This window comes from Tateyamaria sp. (assembly GCF_039945315.1).
Classification (GTDB): Bacteria; Pseudomonadota; Alphaproteobacteria; order Rhodobacterales; family Rhodobacteraceae; genus Tateyamaria.
In genome coordinates this window covers 222,611-239,324 of sequence record NZ_JBDUXB010000006.1, presented here as the reverse complement: position 1 = coordinate 239,324, position 16,714 = coordinate 222,611, and the positions used below count along the sequence as shown (strand labels likewise).

General features: G+C 57.6%; 15 protein-coding genes and 1 pseudogene. 11 read left to right on the top strand and 5 right to left on the bottom strand.

Translation table 11 applies throughout. The features are described 5' to 3' along the window. The first annotated feature begins 180 nt into the window (after window positions 1-180). The 4 genes from cysS (at window position 181) to ABJD00_RS03200 (ending at window position 4,967) form a co-directional block, all read left to right on the top strand. Window positions 181-1,629, top strand: coding sequence for a cysteine--tRNA ligase (gene cysS / locus ABJD00_RS03215; protein WP_413829354.1), 1,449 nt, complete (start codon window positions 181-183; stop codon window positions 1,627-1,629). A 232-nt stretch (window positions 1,630-1,861) separates the two neighbouring features. Then, a complete protein-coding gene (cimA, locus tag ABJD00_RS03210; protein WP_413829353.1) occupies window positions 1,862-3,478 on the top strand; it encodes a citramalate synthase in 1,617 nt (538 codons plus the stop codon). Then, entirely contained in the window at window positions 3,475-4,203 is a 729-nt protein-coding gene (locus tag ABJD00_RS03205; protein WP_413829352.1) for a class I SAM-dependent methyltransferase, read from the top strand. The genes cimA and ABJD00_RS03205 overlap by 4 nt, the downstream gene beginning before the upstream one ends. After that, entirely contained in the window at window positions 4,200-4,967 is a 768-nt protein-coding gene (locus ABJD00_RS03200; RefSeq protein WP_413829351.1) for a squalene/phytoene synthase family protein, read from the top strand. The genes ABJD00_RS03205 and ABJD00_RS03200 overlap by 4 nt, the downstream gene beginning before the upstream one ends. Here the strand turns inward: ABJD00_RS03200 and ABJD00_RS03195 are convergent. Beyond that, entirely contained in the window at window positions 4,964-6,187 is a 1,224-nt protein-coding gene (locus ABJD00_RS03195; protein ID WP_413829350.1) for an MFS transporter, read from the bottom strand. The two genes, ABJD00_RS03200 and ABJD00_RS03195, sit on opposite strands and share 4 nt — an antisense overlap. A gap of 100 nt (window positions 6,188-6,287) precedes the next feature. Between ABJD00_RS03195 and ABJD00_RS03190 the strand changes: the two genes are divergently transcribed. Further along, a complete protein-coding gene (locus ABJD00_RS03190; protein WP_413829349.1) occupies window positions 6,288-6,965 on the top strand; it encodes a precorrin-6A/cobalt-precorrin-6A reductase in 678 nt (225 codons plus the stop codon). Continuing rightward, window positions 6,947-7,586, top strand: a pseudogene (locus tag ABJD00_RS03185) (DNA-3-methyladenine glycosylase family protein). The gene ABJD00_RS03190 and the pseudogene ABJD00_RS03185 overlap by 19 nt, the downstream one beginning before the upstream one ends. A 198-nt stretch (window positions 7,587-7,784) precedes the next feature. Here ABJD00_RS03185 and ABJD00_RS03180 read toward each other — a convergent pair. Beyond that, the gene (locus tag ABJD00_RS03180) at window positions 7,785-9,311 is read right to left on the bottom strand and encodes a DUF1214 domain-containing protein (protein WP_413829348.1); all 1,527 of its coding nucleotides are present in this window, start codon (window positions 9,309-9,311) and stop codon (window positions 7,785-7,787) included. 425 nt (window positions 9,312-9,736) lie between these two features. Between ABJD00_RS03180 and ABJD00_RS03175 the strand changes: the two genes are divergently transcribed. After that, window positions 9,737-10,402: an alpha/beta hydrolase gene (locus ABJD00_RS03175; RefSeq protein WP_413829347.1), complete on the top strand. Its 666-nt coding sequence runs from the start codon at window positions 9,737-9,739 to the stop codon at window positions 10,400-10,402. A 243-nt stretch (window positions 10,403-10,645) separates the two neighbouring features. Here ABJD00_RS03175 and ABJD00_RS03170 read toward each other — a convergent pair whose 3' ends face one another. Continuing rightward, window positions 10,646-11,311, bottom strand: a complete 666-nt coding sequence (locus ABJD00_RS03170; RefSeq protein ID WP_413829346.1) for a hypothetical protein — start codon at window positions 11,309-11,311, stop codon at window positions 10,646-10,648. Window positions 11,312-11,651: 340 nt separating this feature from the next. Here ABJD00_RS03170 and ABJD00_RS03165 point away from each other — a divergent pair, with 340 nt between their 5' ends. Next, window positions 11,652-12,236 (top strand): HNH endonuclease, encoded by a 585-nt coding sequence (locus ABJD00_RS03165; RefSeq protein ID WP_413829645.1) that lies wholly within the window; start codon window positions 11,652-11,654, stop codon window positions 12,234-12,236. Between the two features lie 189 nt (window positions 12,237-12,425). Here ABJD00_RS03165 and xth read toward each other — a convergent pair whose 3' ends face one another. Further along, entirely contained in the window at window positions 12,426-13,208 is a 783-nt protein-coding gene (gene xth / locus ABJD00_RS03160; protein ID WP_413829345.1) for an exodeoxyribonuclease III, read from the bottom strand. A 350-nt stretch (window positions 13,209-13,558) separates the two neighbouring features. On the opposite strand from xth, the gene ABJD00_RS03155 reads away from it, so the two are divergent. Continuing rightward, window positions 13,559-14,017, top strand: coding sequence for a hypothetical protein (locus tag ABJD00_RS03155; RefSeq protein WP_413829344.1), 459 nt, complete (start codon window positions 13,559-13,561; stop codon window positions 14,015-14,017). A 51-nt stretch (window positions 14,018-14,068) separates the two neighbouring features. After that, window positions 14,069-15,133 (top strand): DUF6902 family protein, encoded by a 1,065-nt coding sequence (locus ABJD00_RS03150; RefSeq protein ID WP_413829343.1) that lies wholly within the window; start codon window positions 14,069-14,071, stop codon window positions 15,131-15,133. Between the two features lie 17 nt (window positions 15,134-15,150). On the opposite strand, the gene ABJD00_RS03145 is transcribed toward ABJD00_RS03150, so the two are convergent. Further along, window positions 15,151-15,474, bottom strand: a complete 324-nt coding sequence (locus ABJD00_RS03145; RefSeq protein WP_108837699.1) for a HesB/IscA family protein — start codon at window positions 15,472-15,474, stop codon at window positions 15,151-15,153. A gap of 86 nt (window positions 15,475-15,560) precedes the next feature. On the opposite strand from ABJD00_RS03145, the gene ABJD00_RS03140 reads away from it, so the two are divergent. Next, window positions 15,561-16,706: a deoxyguanosinetriphosphate triphosphohydrolase gene (locus ABJD00_RS03140; protein WP_413829342.1), complete on the top strand. Its 1,146-nt coding sequence runs from the start codon at window positions 15,561-15,563 to the stop codon at window positions 16,704-16,706. Window positions 16,707-16,714: the final 8 nt, after the last annotated feature.

Sequence of the window (16,714 nt, the reverse complement as noted above, 5' to 3'; positions counted from 1 at the left end):
GGCGCGGCTCAGACAAGGGTTGACCCTTGGGCGCGCCATGGGCTAGCGATAGAGCATGACCCGGACCCCTTGCATCATTTGCTGCATTATCTGCTGATTTCCTCAGCGGGCCGGTTCTTTGTTTTCATGACAGATCAGAATTGCTAGGCCCGCGCCAACCTGCTGTCGCGAGTACGCCTTATGACCATCACGCTCTACAACACCGCCACACGCCGCAAAGAGGCGTTCGAGCCGCTCGATCCAGAGAATGTGCGGATGTATGTCTGCGGGCCAACGGTCTATGACCGCGCACATTTGGGCAACGCGCGCCCCGTTTTGGTGTTTGACGTGCTCTATCGTCTGCTGCGCCACACCTACGGGGCCGATCACGTCACCTATGTGCGCAATTTCACGGATGTAGATGACAAGATCAACGCCACCGCCCTTGCGCGCAAAGAAGCAGGGGCGCCCGGCACGATCGAAGAGTTGGTGCGCGAACGCTCGGATGAGACCATCGGTTGGTATCACGCCGACATGGACGCGCTTGGCACGTTGCGCCCGAATGCCGAGCCGCGTGCGACGGAATACATCGATCAGATGGTGGCGATGATATCCCAACTGATCGCGGACGGCTTTGCCTATGAAAACGACGGCCACGTGCTGTTTCGGGTGCGCAAATACGCAGAGTACGGCGCACTGTCGGGTCGGTCTGTCGATGATATGATCGCAGGCGCACGGGTCGAGGTGGCACCCTACAAAGAAGACCCCATGGATTTTGTATTGTGGAAGCCGTCCACAGACGAATTGCCGGGCTGGGACAGCCCGTGGGGCCGTGGCCGCCCCGGTTGGCACATCGAGTGCTCGGCCATGGCGCATGATCTTTTGGGTGCCGAGTTTGACATCCACGGTGGCGGCAACGATTTGCAGTTTCCCCACCACGAAAACGAGATCGCACAATCCCGCTGCGCAGGCCACGGCTTTGCCAAGGTGTGGATGCACAACGAGATGTTGCAGGTCGAGGGCAAGAAGATGTCCAAGTCGTTGGGCAACTTCTTTACCGTGCGTGACCTGTTGGAGAAGGGCGTCCCGGGCGAAGTGATCCGGTTCGTGATGCTGTCGACGCATTATCGCAAGCCGATGGACTGGACAGAGAAGAAGCGGGCGGAAGCTGAAAAGACTTTGATGGGATGGCTGAATACCCTGCAAAAACACGGGTTTTCATCCAAGATGGTGGAACGATTGCGTGATATGGATCGCTGGAATGGCGATCCGGAGTTCATGGGTGCTCTCGGCAACGACTTGAACACACCGGGCGCATTGGCGCGGCTGCATGTTCTGTCCAAAGCGCATACGGCTGAGGGCTTGGCGCCCATGGCACATGCATTGGACACGCTCGGTTTGGTATCCGACTGGGACCTCCTTGATCTGTCCCCATCGCAAAACGATGAGATGGAAGACTGGATCGTGGTCGCGATTGATCGGCTCTTGGAAGAAAGATCATCTGCGCGAGCGGAAAAGAACTGGGCCGAAGCGGATCGCTTGCGGGACGTGCTGAATGTTATTGGCGTTCAGGTGACGGATATCGGTGGATCTGCCACATGGTTGCCCGGCCCGGATTTTGACCCTTCCAAACTGGAGGCCTTGCTATGATCCGCACCAACCACAGGCCAACTTCCGACCTTGGGTGGGGGAGTAGCGCCCTCGTCGTGCGGACGCACGCCTTTGACGTGACGGGGCGGTCAGGGGCTGGCCGTGACGCAAGCGCCACGGCTCGGACAGATGGCCTACAGCGCGTCTCAAATCTGAACAGAACATTAAACCGTCTCTGTAACCCACTGAATTTTAACGGACGCACCTCTGTCCCAGCATGGGACACTTAAACATGACCCGCGAACGCCTCTCTCTTTTTGACACCACCCTGCGTGATGGCCAGCAGACCCAAGGGGTACAATTCTCAGCCTCGGACAAGCACCAGATCGCCCAAGCCCTCGACGCCCTTGGGATGGACTACATTGAAGGCGGCTGGCCCGGGGCGAACCCGACCGACAGCGCCTTTTTCGAAAACGCCCCCCAAACCCGCGCCACCTTCACCGCCTTTGGCATGACCAAACGGGCCGGAATGAGCGCCGAAAACGATGACGTGCTGGCCGCCGTCCTCAATGCAAACACCCCCGCCGTTTGTCTTGTGGGCAAGACCCATGAGTTCCATGTCAAAACGGCCCTCGGGATCAGCCTCGAAGAAAACACCGCCAACATCGCCGCAAGCTTTGCCCATATCAAAGCCCAAGGACGCGAGGCGATTTTTGATGCGGAACACTTCTTTGACGGTTTCAAATCCAACCCCGACTACGCGCTGCAAGCCATCCACGCCGCCTATGACGTGGGCACGCGGTGGATCGCCCTGTGCGATACCAATGGAGGCACGCTGCCCGCAGACATCGCGCGCATCACCAAGGCGGTGATCGACAGCGGTATCCCCGGTGACCACCTTGGCATCCACACCCACAACGACACCGAACAGGCCGTGGCCGGTTCACTGGCCGCGGTCGATGCGGGCGCGCGCCAAATCCAAGGTACGCTGAACGGATTGGGCGAACGGTGTGGCAACGCCAACCTGACAGCACTGATCCCGATCCTGCTGCTGAAAGAACCCTATGCGTCCCGGTTCGAGACGGGCGTGAGCCTTGAGGCGCTAGGAGGTCTGACCCGCACCAGCCGTATGCTGGATGACATTTTGAACCGGGTCTCGCAGAAACAGGCGGCTTTTGTCGGCGCGTCGGCCTTTGCCCACAAGGCAGGGCTGCACGCCTCGGCCATTCTAAAGGACCCGACGACGTACGAGCATATTGACCCCGCAGCTGTTGGAAACGAACGCATCATCCCAATGTCCAATCAGGCGGGGCAATCCAACCTGCGCAAACGCCTGACCGAGATGGGGATCGAGGTCGCGCCCAAGGCCCCAGCGCTGGCCCGCATTCTGGACCAGATTAAGGTGCGTGAGGGGCAGGGCTATACCTATGATGTGGCGCAAGCCTCGTTCGAATTGCTGGCGCGCAATGAGCTTGGCGTGTTGCCCGAGTTCTTTGAGGTCAAACGCTATCGCGTGACCATCGAGCGGCGCAAGAACAAGCGCAATCAAATGGTGTCCCTGTCCGAAGCGGTGGTCGTGGTGAAGGTAGACGGCAAAAAGATGCTGTCGGTGTCTGAATCCATGGATGAACACGGCACGGATCGCGGTCCCGTCAATGCGCTCTCCAAGGCGCTGGCCAAGGATCTGGGCCGCTATCAGTCTTATGTCGAAGACATCCGGCTAGTTGATTTCAAAGTGCGCATCACCCAGGGCGGAACCGAAGCCGTAACCCGCGTCATCATCGACAGCGAGGACGGACAGGGGCGGCGCTGGTCGACCGTTGGGGTGTCGGCGAACCTTGTGGATGCAAGCTTTGAAGCCTTGCTGGATGCGATCCGGTGGAAGCTGGTACAGGACGGTGTGACATGACCCCCGAACAGATCGATGCGTATTTGACGTTACACCGCGATTTGCATCGCGAGGGGCCGGGTGAGCCTGCAGATGTGCACTGGGCGTTGGAGCAGTTGGGCCTTTCCGGGCCGCTCGACGTGCTTGATGCCGCCTGTGGGCCGGGCGCGGACACATTGACGCTGGCCGAGGCACTGCCAGAGGCGCACATCACAGGTGTCGAAAAGACAGCGCATTTTGCGACAGAGGCCAGCGCGCGTATCGCGGCGTATGGCCCACGTGTTCAGGCCATCGAAGGCGATATGAGTACACCTGAGGGCAACTACGATCTGATCTGGTGCGCGGGGGCGTTGTATTTTCTGGGCGTGACAGAAGGGTTGCAAGGCTGGCGCACTGTACTGAACCCCGACGGTGCAGTGGTGTTCTCCGAACCGGTTCTGCTGAGCACGCCGCCAGGCGCAGATGTGCGGGCATTCTGGGAAGAATATCCGCAAATCACCGACCTTGAGGGCATCAACGCGCGCGTCACTGCGGCGGGGTATGCCGTTCAGGATCACCGCATGATTGTGGGCAAACCGTGGGCGGATTACTACGGGCCACTTCAAGCCCGGATCAACATGTTGCGAGAGCAAGACCCCGATACTGCGTTGATCGCCGCATTGGATGAACACCAGCGCGAGATTGATCTGTGGCGCGCGGCGCAGGATCATATTGCCTACGCGCTTTTGATTGCCACACCTGCATGAGCCTGCCTGAGGCGATCATTCCCTGCGCTCAAATCGTGGAAAAGGGCGACCCTTTGCGTTTTCGCACGGTGATGGCCGCGCCAGTAGAGGCGCGTGCCGTTCTGTTTCCGCTTTACGCCTTCAATATCGAAGTGTCCCGCGCGCCTTGGGTCACGCAAGAAGCGATGATCGCGGAAATGCGTCTGCAATGGTGGCGCGATGCGCTGGAGGAGATTGCGGAAGGCAAGCCGGTCCGCAAGCATGAGGTGACGACGCCTCTGGCGGATATCCTGTCTCCGGCGCAGGCCAAGCGGTTGGACGAAAGCGTCGCTGCGCGGCGCTGGGATATCTACCGCGATGCGTTCGAGGATCAGGCGCATATGGACGCCTACATTGATCAGACGGCAGGTCATCTGATGTGGACGGCCTGTGACGTTCTTGGGGCTCGGCCGGACGCTGAAAAATCTGTGCGCGACCTTGCCTTTGCGGCTGGGACGGCGGGGTTCTTGCGGGCGGTGCCTGAGTTGGCTGATGCCGGGCGGCTCCCATTGCTGAATGGCACCGATAACGGGGTCGCGGTCCTAGCCGGGCGGGCCAAGGATCACCTCGCACGTCCGCGCGTGGCACGTTCTGTACAGCCAGCACTATGGCCAGCAATTGGTGCGGCTGTGACGTTGAAGCAGGTCGTGCACGATCCCGGATCAGTGGCTGAAGCGCGCCTTGATCCGGGTGTCACGCCGTTTCGGCTGGCGCGCACAGTGCTGTTGGGGCGTCTTGTACTTTAGGCAGTGGCCGTTCGGTTGCGCATCACAAGCCAGATCAGCGATCCACCCGCCAGCACAAGAAACGGTACCATCGCGATGTTCACAGCGGCCCAACCCTCAACCGGGTCTCCGCCGATACAGTTCATCAGGCCGCCGGACGCCAGCGAGGCCACAGTCACTCCGCCAAATACGATCAGATCGTTCATCCCCTGCATGCGGCCGCGTTCCTGCGGAGTATGCGCCCCGGCCAGCATTGTGGTCGCGCCAATAAAGCCAAAGTTCCAGCCGATGCCCAACAGAAACAGCGCGCTGTAGAAGTTCATCAGATCAACGCCTTGCAGGGCGACAATCCCGGCAACGCCCAGAATCCCAAGTCCTAGCCCCATGATCCGTTCGACGCCAAAGCGGCTGATCAGGTGCCCGGTGAAGAAGGACGGCGCAAACATGGCCAGTACGTGGATGGTGACTACGTTGGCCGCGTCGGGTTCGCCAAATCCGCATCCCACGACCGCCAGTGGCGTGGACGTCATCACCAGGTTCATCAGCGCATAGGATACGGCCGCGCAGATAACGGCGACAGCAATACGCGGGCTAGCCAGCAACTCGCGCCGGGTGCGTCCGGGCCCATCTGAAGCGGGCGGAGCCGGGGGTTTTGGGATATCGAGCAACAGAAACAGCGCCATGCCCATCACGTTGAATGCAATCGCCCACCAATAGATTGGGATATAGCGTGCCACGGTCGCATCCGCTGTATTGGCGGTGACATAGCCGACCACCTGAGGACCGATGATGGCCGACAGCAAGCCCCCGGCCATGACGTAGGAGATTGCTTTTGGGCGAAACGCCTCGGATGCGGTATCGGCCGCTGCAAACCGGTAAAAACCTTGCGCAGACATATAGATACCCGTCATGTAGCTGCCTGCCAGAAACAGCCAGAAGCTGGAGATCGAGAGCGCATAGGCCCCAATCGCCGCCCCGATCAGCCCGCCGCAAGCACCTAGGATAAACCCGGTCTTGCGCCCGAACCTTTGCATGACGTTGGACAGCCACGGCGCGGTGGTCATCGACCCGAAAACGATCAGGGAAATGGGCAGCGTGGCAAGACAGGCATAGGGCGTGATCTGTTGCCCGGCCAAACCGGCAACCACAAACATCATGGTGATCTGGCTGCCTAGAAAGGCTTGGGCGGCCACCAGAACGGCCACATTGCGCTTGGCGCGGGAGTCATCAATTTCAGTCATTGGCTCTGGTTAGCCCGCGTGTGAAGCGGCCACAAGGACTGCAATGCCGCATGGATGCACAGCCGGTTGCGCAGTGCGGTTTTGCCAGTAGGGTGCAGGCATGAGCCCCGTTCCCCCCATCCTTGTTCTGGCAGGCGCCCGCGAAACCGCTGGGACCCTGCAGGCCCTCGCCGGGCATCGGGTTTGTGTTCTTTGGGCCGATGAAAGCACACCTGTCCCAGTAGAAGCAGAGGTGGTGCAAAATGCGCCTGACGACGTTAGAGCCATTCTGGACGTCACCCATGCCTTTGACACACAAACGCGTCACCGCTGGGTGAAACCGGGTTTGCCATACGCCCGCGTTGCACGAGCGCTCTGGAAACCGGAACCAGGCGATCAGTGGACAACTGTAAGCTCGATTGAACAGGCCGTTGCGGCGTTGCCAAGCGGAACCCGCGTGTTTGCGGCGACCGGGCAGGGCAGTGGCCCGATATTGGCCAAACATGATGGGCCTGTGTTTTTGCGCCAGCTGAGCACACATGATTTGCCCGCCCCGCCAAATTGTACCTATGTCTTTGGTGCGGGCCCCTTTGATGTAGAGGGCGAAGTCGAAGTGTTGCGCGAATTGTCCATCGACGTGGTGATCGCTCGCAACGTGGGCGGGCCGGACAGTTACCCCAAACTTGCAGCGGCCCGGGCGCTTGGACTGCCCGTTGTGCTTTTGCGTCCGCCACCTTTGCCGGATGGCCCAGTCCTTATGTCACCGGAGGACGTGCGCAGATGGGTAAAGGGCTTGTGAGGATCATCGAGACAGAAAAGGATGTGGCCGAAGGGGCCGCTTGGCTAGAAGCGCAAGATCCGGCTCTGGCGCGTGCGCTGGAGATAGCAGGCCCACTGCCTTTGCGCCGCCGCCCAGATGGGTTTGCAGCACTCCTGAATGCCATCATCGGCCAGCAGGTCAGCACGGCTTCGGCCAATGCGATCTGGTTGCGACTGGAACAGGGGGGGGGTGACGCAGCCCTCAGCTGTGATCGCTGCTGGAGAACAGGGCCTGCGCGCTGCTGGCCTAAGCCGTCAAAAGATCGCCTATGCATTGGCTCTGGCCGAGGCAGGGATCGACTATCACGCTTTGCGCCACGCCCCAGACACCGAGGTGATCGCGACACTGACGGCCATCAAGGGCATTGGGGTCTGGACGGCAGAAATCTATGCGATGTTTGCGCTGGGACGACCGGATGTCTTTGCGCCCGGTGATCTGGCGCTCCAAGAAGCGGCGCGGGTGATCTTTGATCTGCCTGACCGGCCAAAGGAAAAAGAACTGCGTGCGATGGCCGAAGATTGGAGCCCGTGGCGCGCAGTGGCGGCGCGCCTGTTCTTTACCTACTACCGGGTGATCAAGGGGCGTGAAGGGGTGTGCTAGGCTTTGGATCTATAGATCCAAAAGCTGATGATTGACGCTGAGGCGGACCTTAGGGCGCTCCGGTTCGAATGACTGTTTTGAGCCCATTTTGACCAATGCTGCTAAATGAACAAACGGCAGCAATGCTCAGACACCGGACTAAACAAGACTTCTATTGCGGTAAGAAGAAAAGGGCCCTCGAAAGAGCCCCTTGGTTTGTCATTTTTTCGAGATGTTTTCAACGTCGCCCAGCATCCAGTTCTTGAACCAGTCCTTCGTCTCGGGACGATAGAGACGAAACAGGAAGAACCAGTCGTTCGCGTCTGTCGCGCTCTCGGTCGTTACCCAGTTGGCCTCAAAGCCTTCCGGGACTTCATCCAGATTTGGCGCATAGTAGATGTCGACCGAGCCGTCGTTATTCTTGACCATTTTGTCCAAATCTTTGGTCGACGCGCCGACACGATCAACGCCACGGTTAAAGTTCTTGGTTTCCATATTGTAGACGATAGCTGACCAGAAATCTTTCGCCGGAACGTCATTGGGAACGGTGAGCTTGTAGGTGTCTGTACCGTTCAGCATGTTGCCATCCGAATCCCGCAGCCCCGTCAGGTAGAAAGTTGCTCCGCCCAGCTTGTTTGGCAGGAAGGTTACATAGAAGTAGGATGCTGCTCGTTTGTCGATCAGAATTTTTTCTGCGTCTTCGAACGGGAAGCCCAATCCAGCCTGAGGGCCAAAGTTCCAGAAGGACCACTCGGAAAGCTTCTCACCATCTTTGATCCACAGCGGCGCGACAGTTTCGCCCTCAGTTACGAACTTTTTCTGCATGTATGAGTACGCAAGTTCCAGACCTTCAAGAGCGGCTTTCTTCTGGATATCCGTCGGCTCAAACGCTTTGCCTTTTTCAATACCGATGCTTTGCAGCATTGAGTACATGGCGCGGTCTTTCTCACGCACTGGATTGTTTTGCACGACATCGTTGATGTCTTCGATGAAGGTCATGTTGTAATATGGCAGGCAATCATAAGGGAGTTCGGTCGCATCCAAATAATGCGTCGGCTCGATTTCACCGTTGACCGCCTCTTCCAGTGAATAGATTTTGATGCCTTCGGCATGCGCACCTGCTTCAGCATGGGTGGCACCGTTCAAAAGCGTCGGGCGGAAGGAAAACGACGCCTCGTAAGTGTCAAAGTTGGGTACGATAATGTAGCCTTGGGCTTCCAACTCTTCTGCTGTGCCGAACGCGTTGTCGTACATCGGAGGAATGAACAGGTATTTCCCGCCTTTGCCCTCATCAGCCCCCTTTGAGCCTACATCGACCATCGGAACGTGCCATGCCGAGATGAAAGAGCCAAAATAGTCAATTTTGTCGGACATGGGGGGAACTACGACAACCATTGGTCCGTCTTTGGCACTAATAGACCCCCACGCATAGGCAGTCGTATCGTTCGCGGTGAGGAACCCTTTTTCGGACCCAAAAGGTTTGGTGACAAAGTTAACCGTGTCGTAGTCACCACCTGCGCGTCTCGTCGCCTTAATGAAATCCACTTCGGCGACGGCAGGCATGTAGTAAATTGCGGCCTGCGAAGCACGCTGGACCATGATGTCATATTCAATGTTCGTATGCTCAGCAGAGCGGGCCAAAATGTCACCGGTATCATTAAAATCAGAGCCGGTTGGCGTAACGGCCATGGACGGACCCAAAACGAGAAAAAAGGCGACGGCCGTTGAACCAAGTAGTTTCTTCATTGATTTACTCCCTATGATTTCTGGTCGCTAGGCGATGTCGCACCGCGATTTTGACAGCGGCTAGGGTGGTAAGCTAACGATAATAAACGCTAAATGGCAATGACATCTCGGCCAGCATGAATGGCTGCTTTTCTTCGGAAGCGGCATTCAGCCGAGGTGATCAGAACGGCACCATTGTCAGCAACTCGGCCATTGAAGAACGACGCAGGGAACGGCTGCTTTTGGTTTCTTTGTGGATCTAGATCTTAGACAATGCGCCACCATTCAAATCTGAACGCCTTTCGGAGAAGAATAAGCGCTGATTTGGCTTGCGGGCTGCGGCGAGAGCGGACTTTTCTGCCGCCAGAACCCAAAAGCTGGTTCCATCGGCGCGCGTGTTTTGGCATGTCGGTCAGGTCGACACGTCGACTGGGAGAGAAACTAACATGACACGAATTCTAAAATCAGAACGGCGTGCGGCCCATTCGGGCGAGCTGCGCTCGATCGTGGTGTTCCTGCACGGATACGGTGCGAATGCCGCTGACCTAATGGGGTTGGCGGATCCATTGGCCGAACACTTGCCGGATACGCTGTTTGTAGCCCCCAATGCGCCCGAAGAGATACCGGGATATCCGGGTGGCTATCAATGGTTCCCGATCCCATGGATCGACGGGTCAAGCGAGGAAGAGGCAGAGCGTGGGTTGATCGCCGCGAGCGCCGATCTCAACGCCTTTTTAGATGCTCTAATGGTGGACGAAGACGTCATGCCAGAGCAGGTCGTTTTGTTCGGGTTTTCCCAAGGTACAATGATGGCGCTGCATGTGGCTCCGCGGCGTGAGGATGAAGTGGCCGGGATCGTGGCCTTTTCCGGCCGTCTGCTGAACCCCGAAAGCCTCGCGGACGAGGTCGTCAGCCGACCGCCCATTCTTCTGGTGCATGGTGATCAGGATGATGTCGTGCCGCCCCAGTCTCTTCCGCAAGCGGCCGAAGCGCTGCAAGAAGCAGGGTGGAAGGACGTGTACGCGCACGTAATGGAAGGCACCGCCCACGGCATCGCCCAAGACGGGTTAAGCGTCGCGCTGGCCTTTATGCGGGACAAATTGGGCCTGTAGCTTATGCGGATGCTAGTCGGAATTGGCGGACGTATGGTCGCTGTTTTGAGTTTGTCGCTTGCGTGGAGCTTTTGGCCAGATAAGCGCGCGCCGGACACGCCGTTACAGATCTAAACGCTGAAAGACGCGTTGGACCGGCCGTTTGGTCTGTATGTTTGCGGGACAGTGTCTGAGGTTTTCGTCGACGCCCTGTCAGACCTTGATGCGACGGTCGGCGCGATTGCGGCCGTCGCGTAGGCAGGATTAGCAGATCGCTTCAAACCCGACAGGCCGATGCGGCGCAATTACGATGCCCTGTTGGGAAGGCGTGTTCGATTGTGCGCGCAGCCAGGCTGCATGGATGATGAACCCGATGCTTGGCTGAACAGTCATCAACGCGGCTGCCGTGCGTCCGGATATTTTGCCATGGCCAAACAGGCTTGCGAGCGCCAAAACGCCTTTCAAAGCTGAGGCCCGCAAAGGTACGTTTCGTGCATCCTCTGTGCGCACATCAAAGTCGAGTGTCCCATTGCGCAGATCCCGCGCAAGCCGCTCGATATGCGCCCACCGACGGTTCAGATCAGTTTGCGCTCCTAGCGCCACGGTTGCATGTTCAATCGCCTCGAAAGGATCAGAACATTGAGCGTGATAAACCGGGGCATCTCCTTGGGGGGCGACGTACCACAGCAGATCGCCCGACGTTGTGATGGCCCGGTAAGCGGTCATGCCACCGCATTTTGACTGGATCGCGTGGCCCGGATCATACCAAAGCGTGACCCATGTACGGTCCACATAAGTAAAGGCGCTGGCATCCGCGATGACCTCTTTCTCGCTTGCAGACAGAGTTTTGCGTTCACTGATCAGCTTCTGAAACAGGGCGCCAGGTCTCTGTGGGGCAGGGGCGGGGGCAAAGTCTTGTTCGGCGGACATGGGGTAGCTCCAAGGCTGGATACGAACGGTTTGAATTCAGCGGGCCAAATTGGCCCTTTCGGTTTTTGGAGTGTGACTAATAATTGGGGTATTAATTCTCTTTCGTCGAGTGATGTATTCCTTACCTTTGGTTGATTCCATGAGCCAAGCTGACGCAGGGGCAGCTTGTAGATAAACGTCACAAGGTGGTCATATATTCAGCATACATCAATTGCGACATCCTGTGGTCACCTGAGGTCTTGCAGATCGATTTCCACAAGATATAGTCGAACTCAAAGCTGGGGCGGCTCCCCCGACCCGGTGCGCTCAAGCGGACAAAGCGAGGACGGGTGCAGTAATGATGGATGGTGAATTTAGGACAGAATTCGTGCGCAGCCCGTCTGCGCTGAAACATCACCCTGCGCTGGTGCTGAATGCGGATTATCGGCCGCTCAGCTACTATCCCTTGTCGCTATGGCCCTGGCAGGAAGCGGTCAAGGCGGCATGGCTCGACCGGGTCGACATCGTGGCCGAGTACGAAGAGGTGGTGCGCAGTCCGAGTACCGAGATAAGGATACCGTCGGTCGTTGTCCTCAAAGACTATGTCAAACCTCAAAAGCGCGTGGCCTTCACGCGCTTTAATTTATTTCTGAGGGACGAATTTCGTTGTCAGTACTGCGGGGCCAAGGGCGATCTGACCTTTGATCACGTGGTGCCGCGTGCAAGTGGCGGTGTAACAAGCTGGCAAAACGTCGTTGCCGCCTGTTCCCCATGTAACTTGCGCAAAGGGTCTAAGGCGTTGCATCGCACGGGCATGTCCTTGCGCAAACCTCCGCGTCAGCCCGGTGCCGAGGAATTGCGAAACATGGGGCGCAAGTTCCCCCCAAACCATCTGCACGAAAGCTGGATGGACTTTTTGTATTGGGATGCAGAGTTGCAGGCATGATACGTTCACGCAGGTGAACCTATCATGTGGCAAAGGCTGCCTTTTGCAAAAAAGCTGCCTTCCATACAGGCGATCCAAGAACAACTAGGGCTTTTTCGATTTGTTGATCTTTCGCTGTAACAAGCCGCCGAAGAATCGATCTGTGCGCTAAGCAGTCTTCCGGCGACCGTTACGCCGGCCGAACGCGGTTCAGGCCGCCAGATCCACCCAGACGGGCACGTGATCGGATGGCTTTTCCTCACCCCGTACCTGTTTGTCGATCTGACAGTCCGTCATCATGTCGGCACAGGCTGGTGACATCAGGAAGTGATCGATGCGTATGCCATCATCGCGGTTCCAGGCGCCTGCCTGATAGTCCCAGAAGGAATAGTGTCCCGGACCATGGGTGCGGGCGCGGAACGCCTCGGTCAGGCCAAGGTTGATCAGGCGGCGATATGCGGTGCGCGACTCGAGGCGAAACAACGCATCCTCGCGCCACGCATCGGGGCGCTTGGCGTCTTCGGCCTGAGGGATAATATTATAGTCGCCCGTCATCAAAAATGGTGTCTCTTCGGCCAACAGTGCAATGGCGCGCTGGCGCAAGCGTTCCATCCAAGCCAGTTTATAGTCGTATTTCGGCCCCGGCACAGGGTTTCCGTTGGGCAGGTACAGCCCGCAGATCCGAACAGCGTCCCGTTCGCCAATCACTGTGGCCTCGATGTAGCGGGCTTGTTCGTCTTCATCATCACCGGGCAGGCCCAGACTGACATCTTCCAAGGGCAGTTTGGACAGGATGGCAACGCCGTTGAACGACTTTTGCCCATGGGTTTCGACGTTGTACCCGCGCTCTTCGAATATTTCGCGCGGAAAATTTTCGTCGATCGATTTGATTTCCTGGAACAGCACCACATCGGGGGTTGCGGCATCCAGCCAGCGGGGCAGGGCGTCAATGCGCGCTTTGATACCATTGATGTTGAAGGTGGCGATTTTCATGTTGCAACCTCTGGCTTGGGAACATCACAGGTGTGACGGATGCCTTGCGGGACTTCAAGTGCACAAGCTACGCGCGCTGAATTAACTATTTCTTAACCAATTGATTCGGTGTAACCTCGTCTTCATGGATTGAAATATTATGTAAAATGCAATGAAAACAGAACTGTGGATAAGTTTTTTCCACCGGTTCAAGCGCAAGTTGATTTGACCAAAGCTCAATCCTTTCTGTGGCTTTCCTTATGTGGATAACTTGGACGCTGCGCAGCTTCTGCGCGATTTTTCATTTGCGAAAACACTCATGGCGAGCATTGGTGAGGGCATCACAACTCAGAGAAGAAAAGGACGATCCAATGACTGCCCAACGCAAAATCAACTACGCCCTGACCACCACCGACCTGAGCACAATGCACAACGGATGCGACGTGGAAATGTTCTCTTCCGGCAGTGCGCCTGAGAGCTCGGATATCATGACAGGGGATGCGGTGGAGATGTTCTCGTCTGGTTCGGCCCCACTGCGCAGTGATCTGAGTGCCGGGGATGCCGTGCAAATGTACTCTTCCGGCTCAGCCCCGTCGGGAAGTGCAACGACAACGGGGGACGCTGTTGAAATGTTTTCCTCCGGCTCTTCACCGGCACGGGGTGATTTGTGCACAGGGGATGCTGTTCAGATGTTTTCTTCGGGCTCCGCACCGTCTGGCACGGCAGCTGTTGCAGGGGATGCAACCGAGATGTTCTCCTCCGGCTCAGCTCCCACCAGTGGCACGCTGACAGATGGCGCTGTCACGGGCCTGTTCTCTTCAGGTTCCTGAACCTACTTGCGGCGGGACGTTTGTGAAATACGCTTTGAAAGGACAGATCTTATGTCAAACATCGTTGCCCTGAACGCCCCGCCGCGCCGCCAACGCCTGTGTGATCGCACAAGCGCACTGGTCGACTGCTTTGCCCGCCAACGCCGCATACCAGATGATGTATTCTGGCTGAAAGAAAACGCAGAACTGCTCAACATTTTAGAATGCACCGGCCGCAGTTTGTCGGAAGCAGATCTTGAGCCGCACCTGACGTTCTATCACCAACTGCCTGATCGTATTTCGTTTTTCCCGCAATATTACCGTTTCTTGCTGTCTATCGGCCTCGATCTTGAAGACCTCGGCTTGCCGGGAACCCAGATGGAGCGGTTGTGTGCCTGGGTCGGCACCCAGAAGCTTGCCGAAGCGGAGCTAAGCGACCTTCAACGCGCCGAATCCCGCAGATTGTTGGCTCGCCGTGGTGTCGGCTCCGGACTCGTCGACACGCATCTTGATGACCGTCTGCGCGCCTTCATCAATCGCCCTGAAACCTTTGCGCTGCCCAACAAGAAAGCGGCGTATGAGCTGACGCATATCGTGTTTTACCTGTCCGAATACGGCCGCAGCGACCCGCAGCTGGATGCGCATGCGCTGATGAGCCTCGAATATACAGGTATCCTTGCCCATCTTGAACAGAATATGGATTTGTTGGCCGAAGTTTGTGTTGCCATTCGACAGGCAGGCAGGTTGCCAAGCCCGATCTGGGAAGACGCTGTGCGCGCCAATCTGTCTGGATTCTCAATTGTTGCGGATGATCAGATGGCCCTGACTGATCACTATCACGAATATCTCGTCTCGACTTGGGCGATGGTTGCGGCAGGGGCCGATGATACGGGCAGTGCCGTGCCGGTTGGTCGCTGTGTTTTTGTCCAACCGGATGGTGCAGCACCTGTCTTGAGGGCGATGTCGGCGGCGCTCATGTCCTTTGGACAGACCCGCAGTGCAGATTGGGAACAAATGCAATCAGGCGTGTTGGATATGCTTGATGAGGAAAGCGCGCTCACTTTGCAAACGACGGTCGCCTCAAGCCCGCTGTTCGGGAATTTCTTCGAAATCTTTGCCCGCGCGACACAGCTGTGACGGCAAAGCCGCCGTTGTCACATTGAAAAGGACGTGCCGCATCCGCATGAACTGGTTGCATTGGGGTTTTCGATCACAAAGCGTGCGCCGATCAGTTCCTCGGAAAAGTCGATCACTGCGTTCGACAGAAAAGGTAGGCTGATCGCGTCCACGACGACCTTTTGGCCAGCACCTTCCAGCACCAGATCATCGTCCTTGGGTGCATCAAGCGCGATTTCGTACTGAAAGCCCGAGCATCCGCCGCCTTCAACGGCCACGCGTAACGCTTGCCCTTCGTTCGCCGCACCGATTTCGGCCAGCCGTTCAAAGGCTCGGGGGGTCACTGTGGGTGGCAATTGCATCAGCTGCTCCTTGGCAAATGGCGCGTTTCATCTTTGCTGCACTTGCAATATATGAAGCAAAATAACTGGCGACAAGGACAAGGCAGATGTCTGCGCCCTTTGCTTCTGATCCAGCCCGTGCCCGGGGACGGCGCTGGCCCGAGGATGAATCCCCTTTTCGCTCGTGCTTTCAGCGCGACCGCGACAGGATTATCCATGCCTCGGCATTTCGTCGGCTCAAGCACAAGACCCAAGTTTTTGTGGAACATGAGGGCGATTATTTCCGCACCCGACTGACCCATTCGATTGAGGTAGCTCAAGTCGCACGCACGATTGCCGGTGCGCTTGATCTGAACCCCGAATTGACCGAAGCGGTTGCGCTTGCCCACGACCTTGGCCATCCGCCGTTCGGACATACAGGCGAAGACGCGCTGCAGGCGTTGATGGCCCCCTATGGCGGCTTTGATCACAACGCTCAGGCCGTCAAGATTGTGACGAAACTGGAATGCCACTACGCCGCCTTTGACGGGCTGAACCTCACATGGGAAAGCCTTGAGGGGATTGCCAAGCACAACGGCCCGGTGGTCGGTGATCTGCCCTTTGCGCTGGCAGAGTATGACGCGCAGCACGATCTGGAGTTGGCCACCCATGCCAGTGCCGAGGCGCAGGTTGCAGCCCTTTCCGACGACATCGCCTACAACAACCACGACCTGCACGATGGCCTGCGCGCCGGGCTGCTGAAGGAAGAGGATGTGGCTGCCTTGCCCATAGCGCGCGAGGCCTACTTTGAGGTGGATCACAAGTATCCCGGCCTTGATCCGGTCCGGCGTCGGCATGAGGCTCTGCGACAGGTCTTTGGCGCGATGGTCAGCGATGTGATTGAAACCTCGCGGGCTCTGCTTGCAGACAGTGGTGCTGCGTCAGTCGAAGACATTCGCAATCTGGGCCGCCCCGTGATCAGATTTTCCGACCCGATGTGGGCGGATCTGCAAGTGATCCGCGCGTATCTCTTCAAAAACATGTACCGCGCGCCCAGCGTCATGACCAAGCGCGCAGAGGTCACGAAAGTGGTCGAAGATCTGTTCCCGGCCCTGATGGCACAACCGGACCTTCTGCCTGCCGGGTGGCAAACTGACGTTAGCGAGGCGCAAGGCGACGCGACTGCACTGGCCCGTCTAACTGCGGACTACATTGCAGGCATGACGGATCGCTTTGCCTTGCAAGAACATGCAAGGCTGTTTCACGCCAGTTAGGCGCGCGC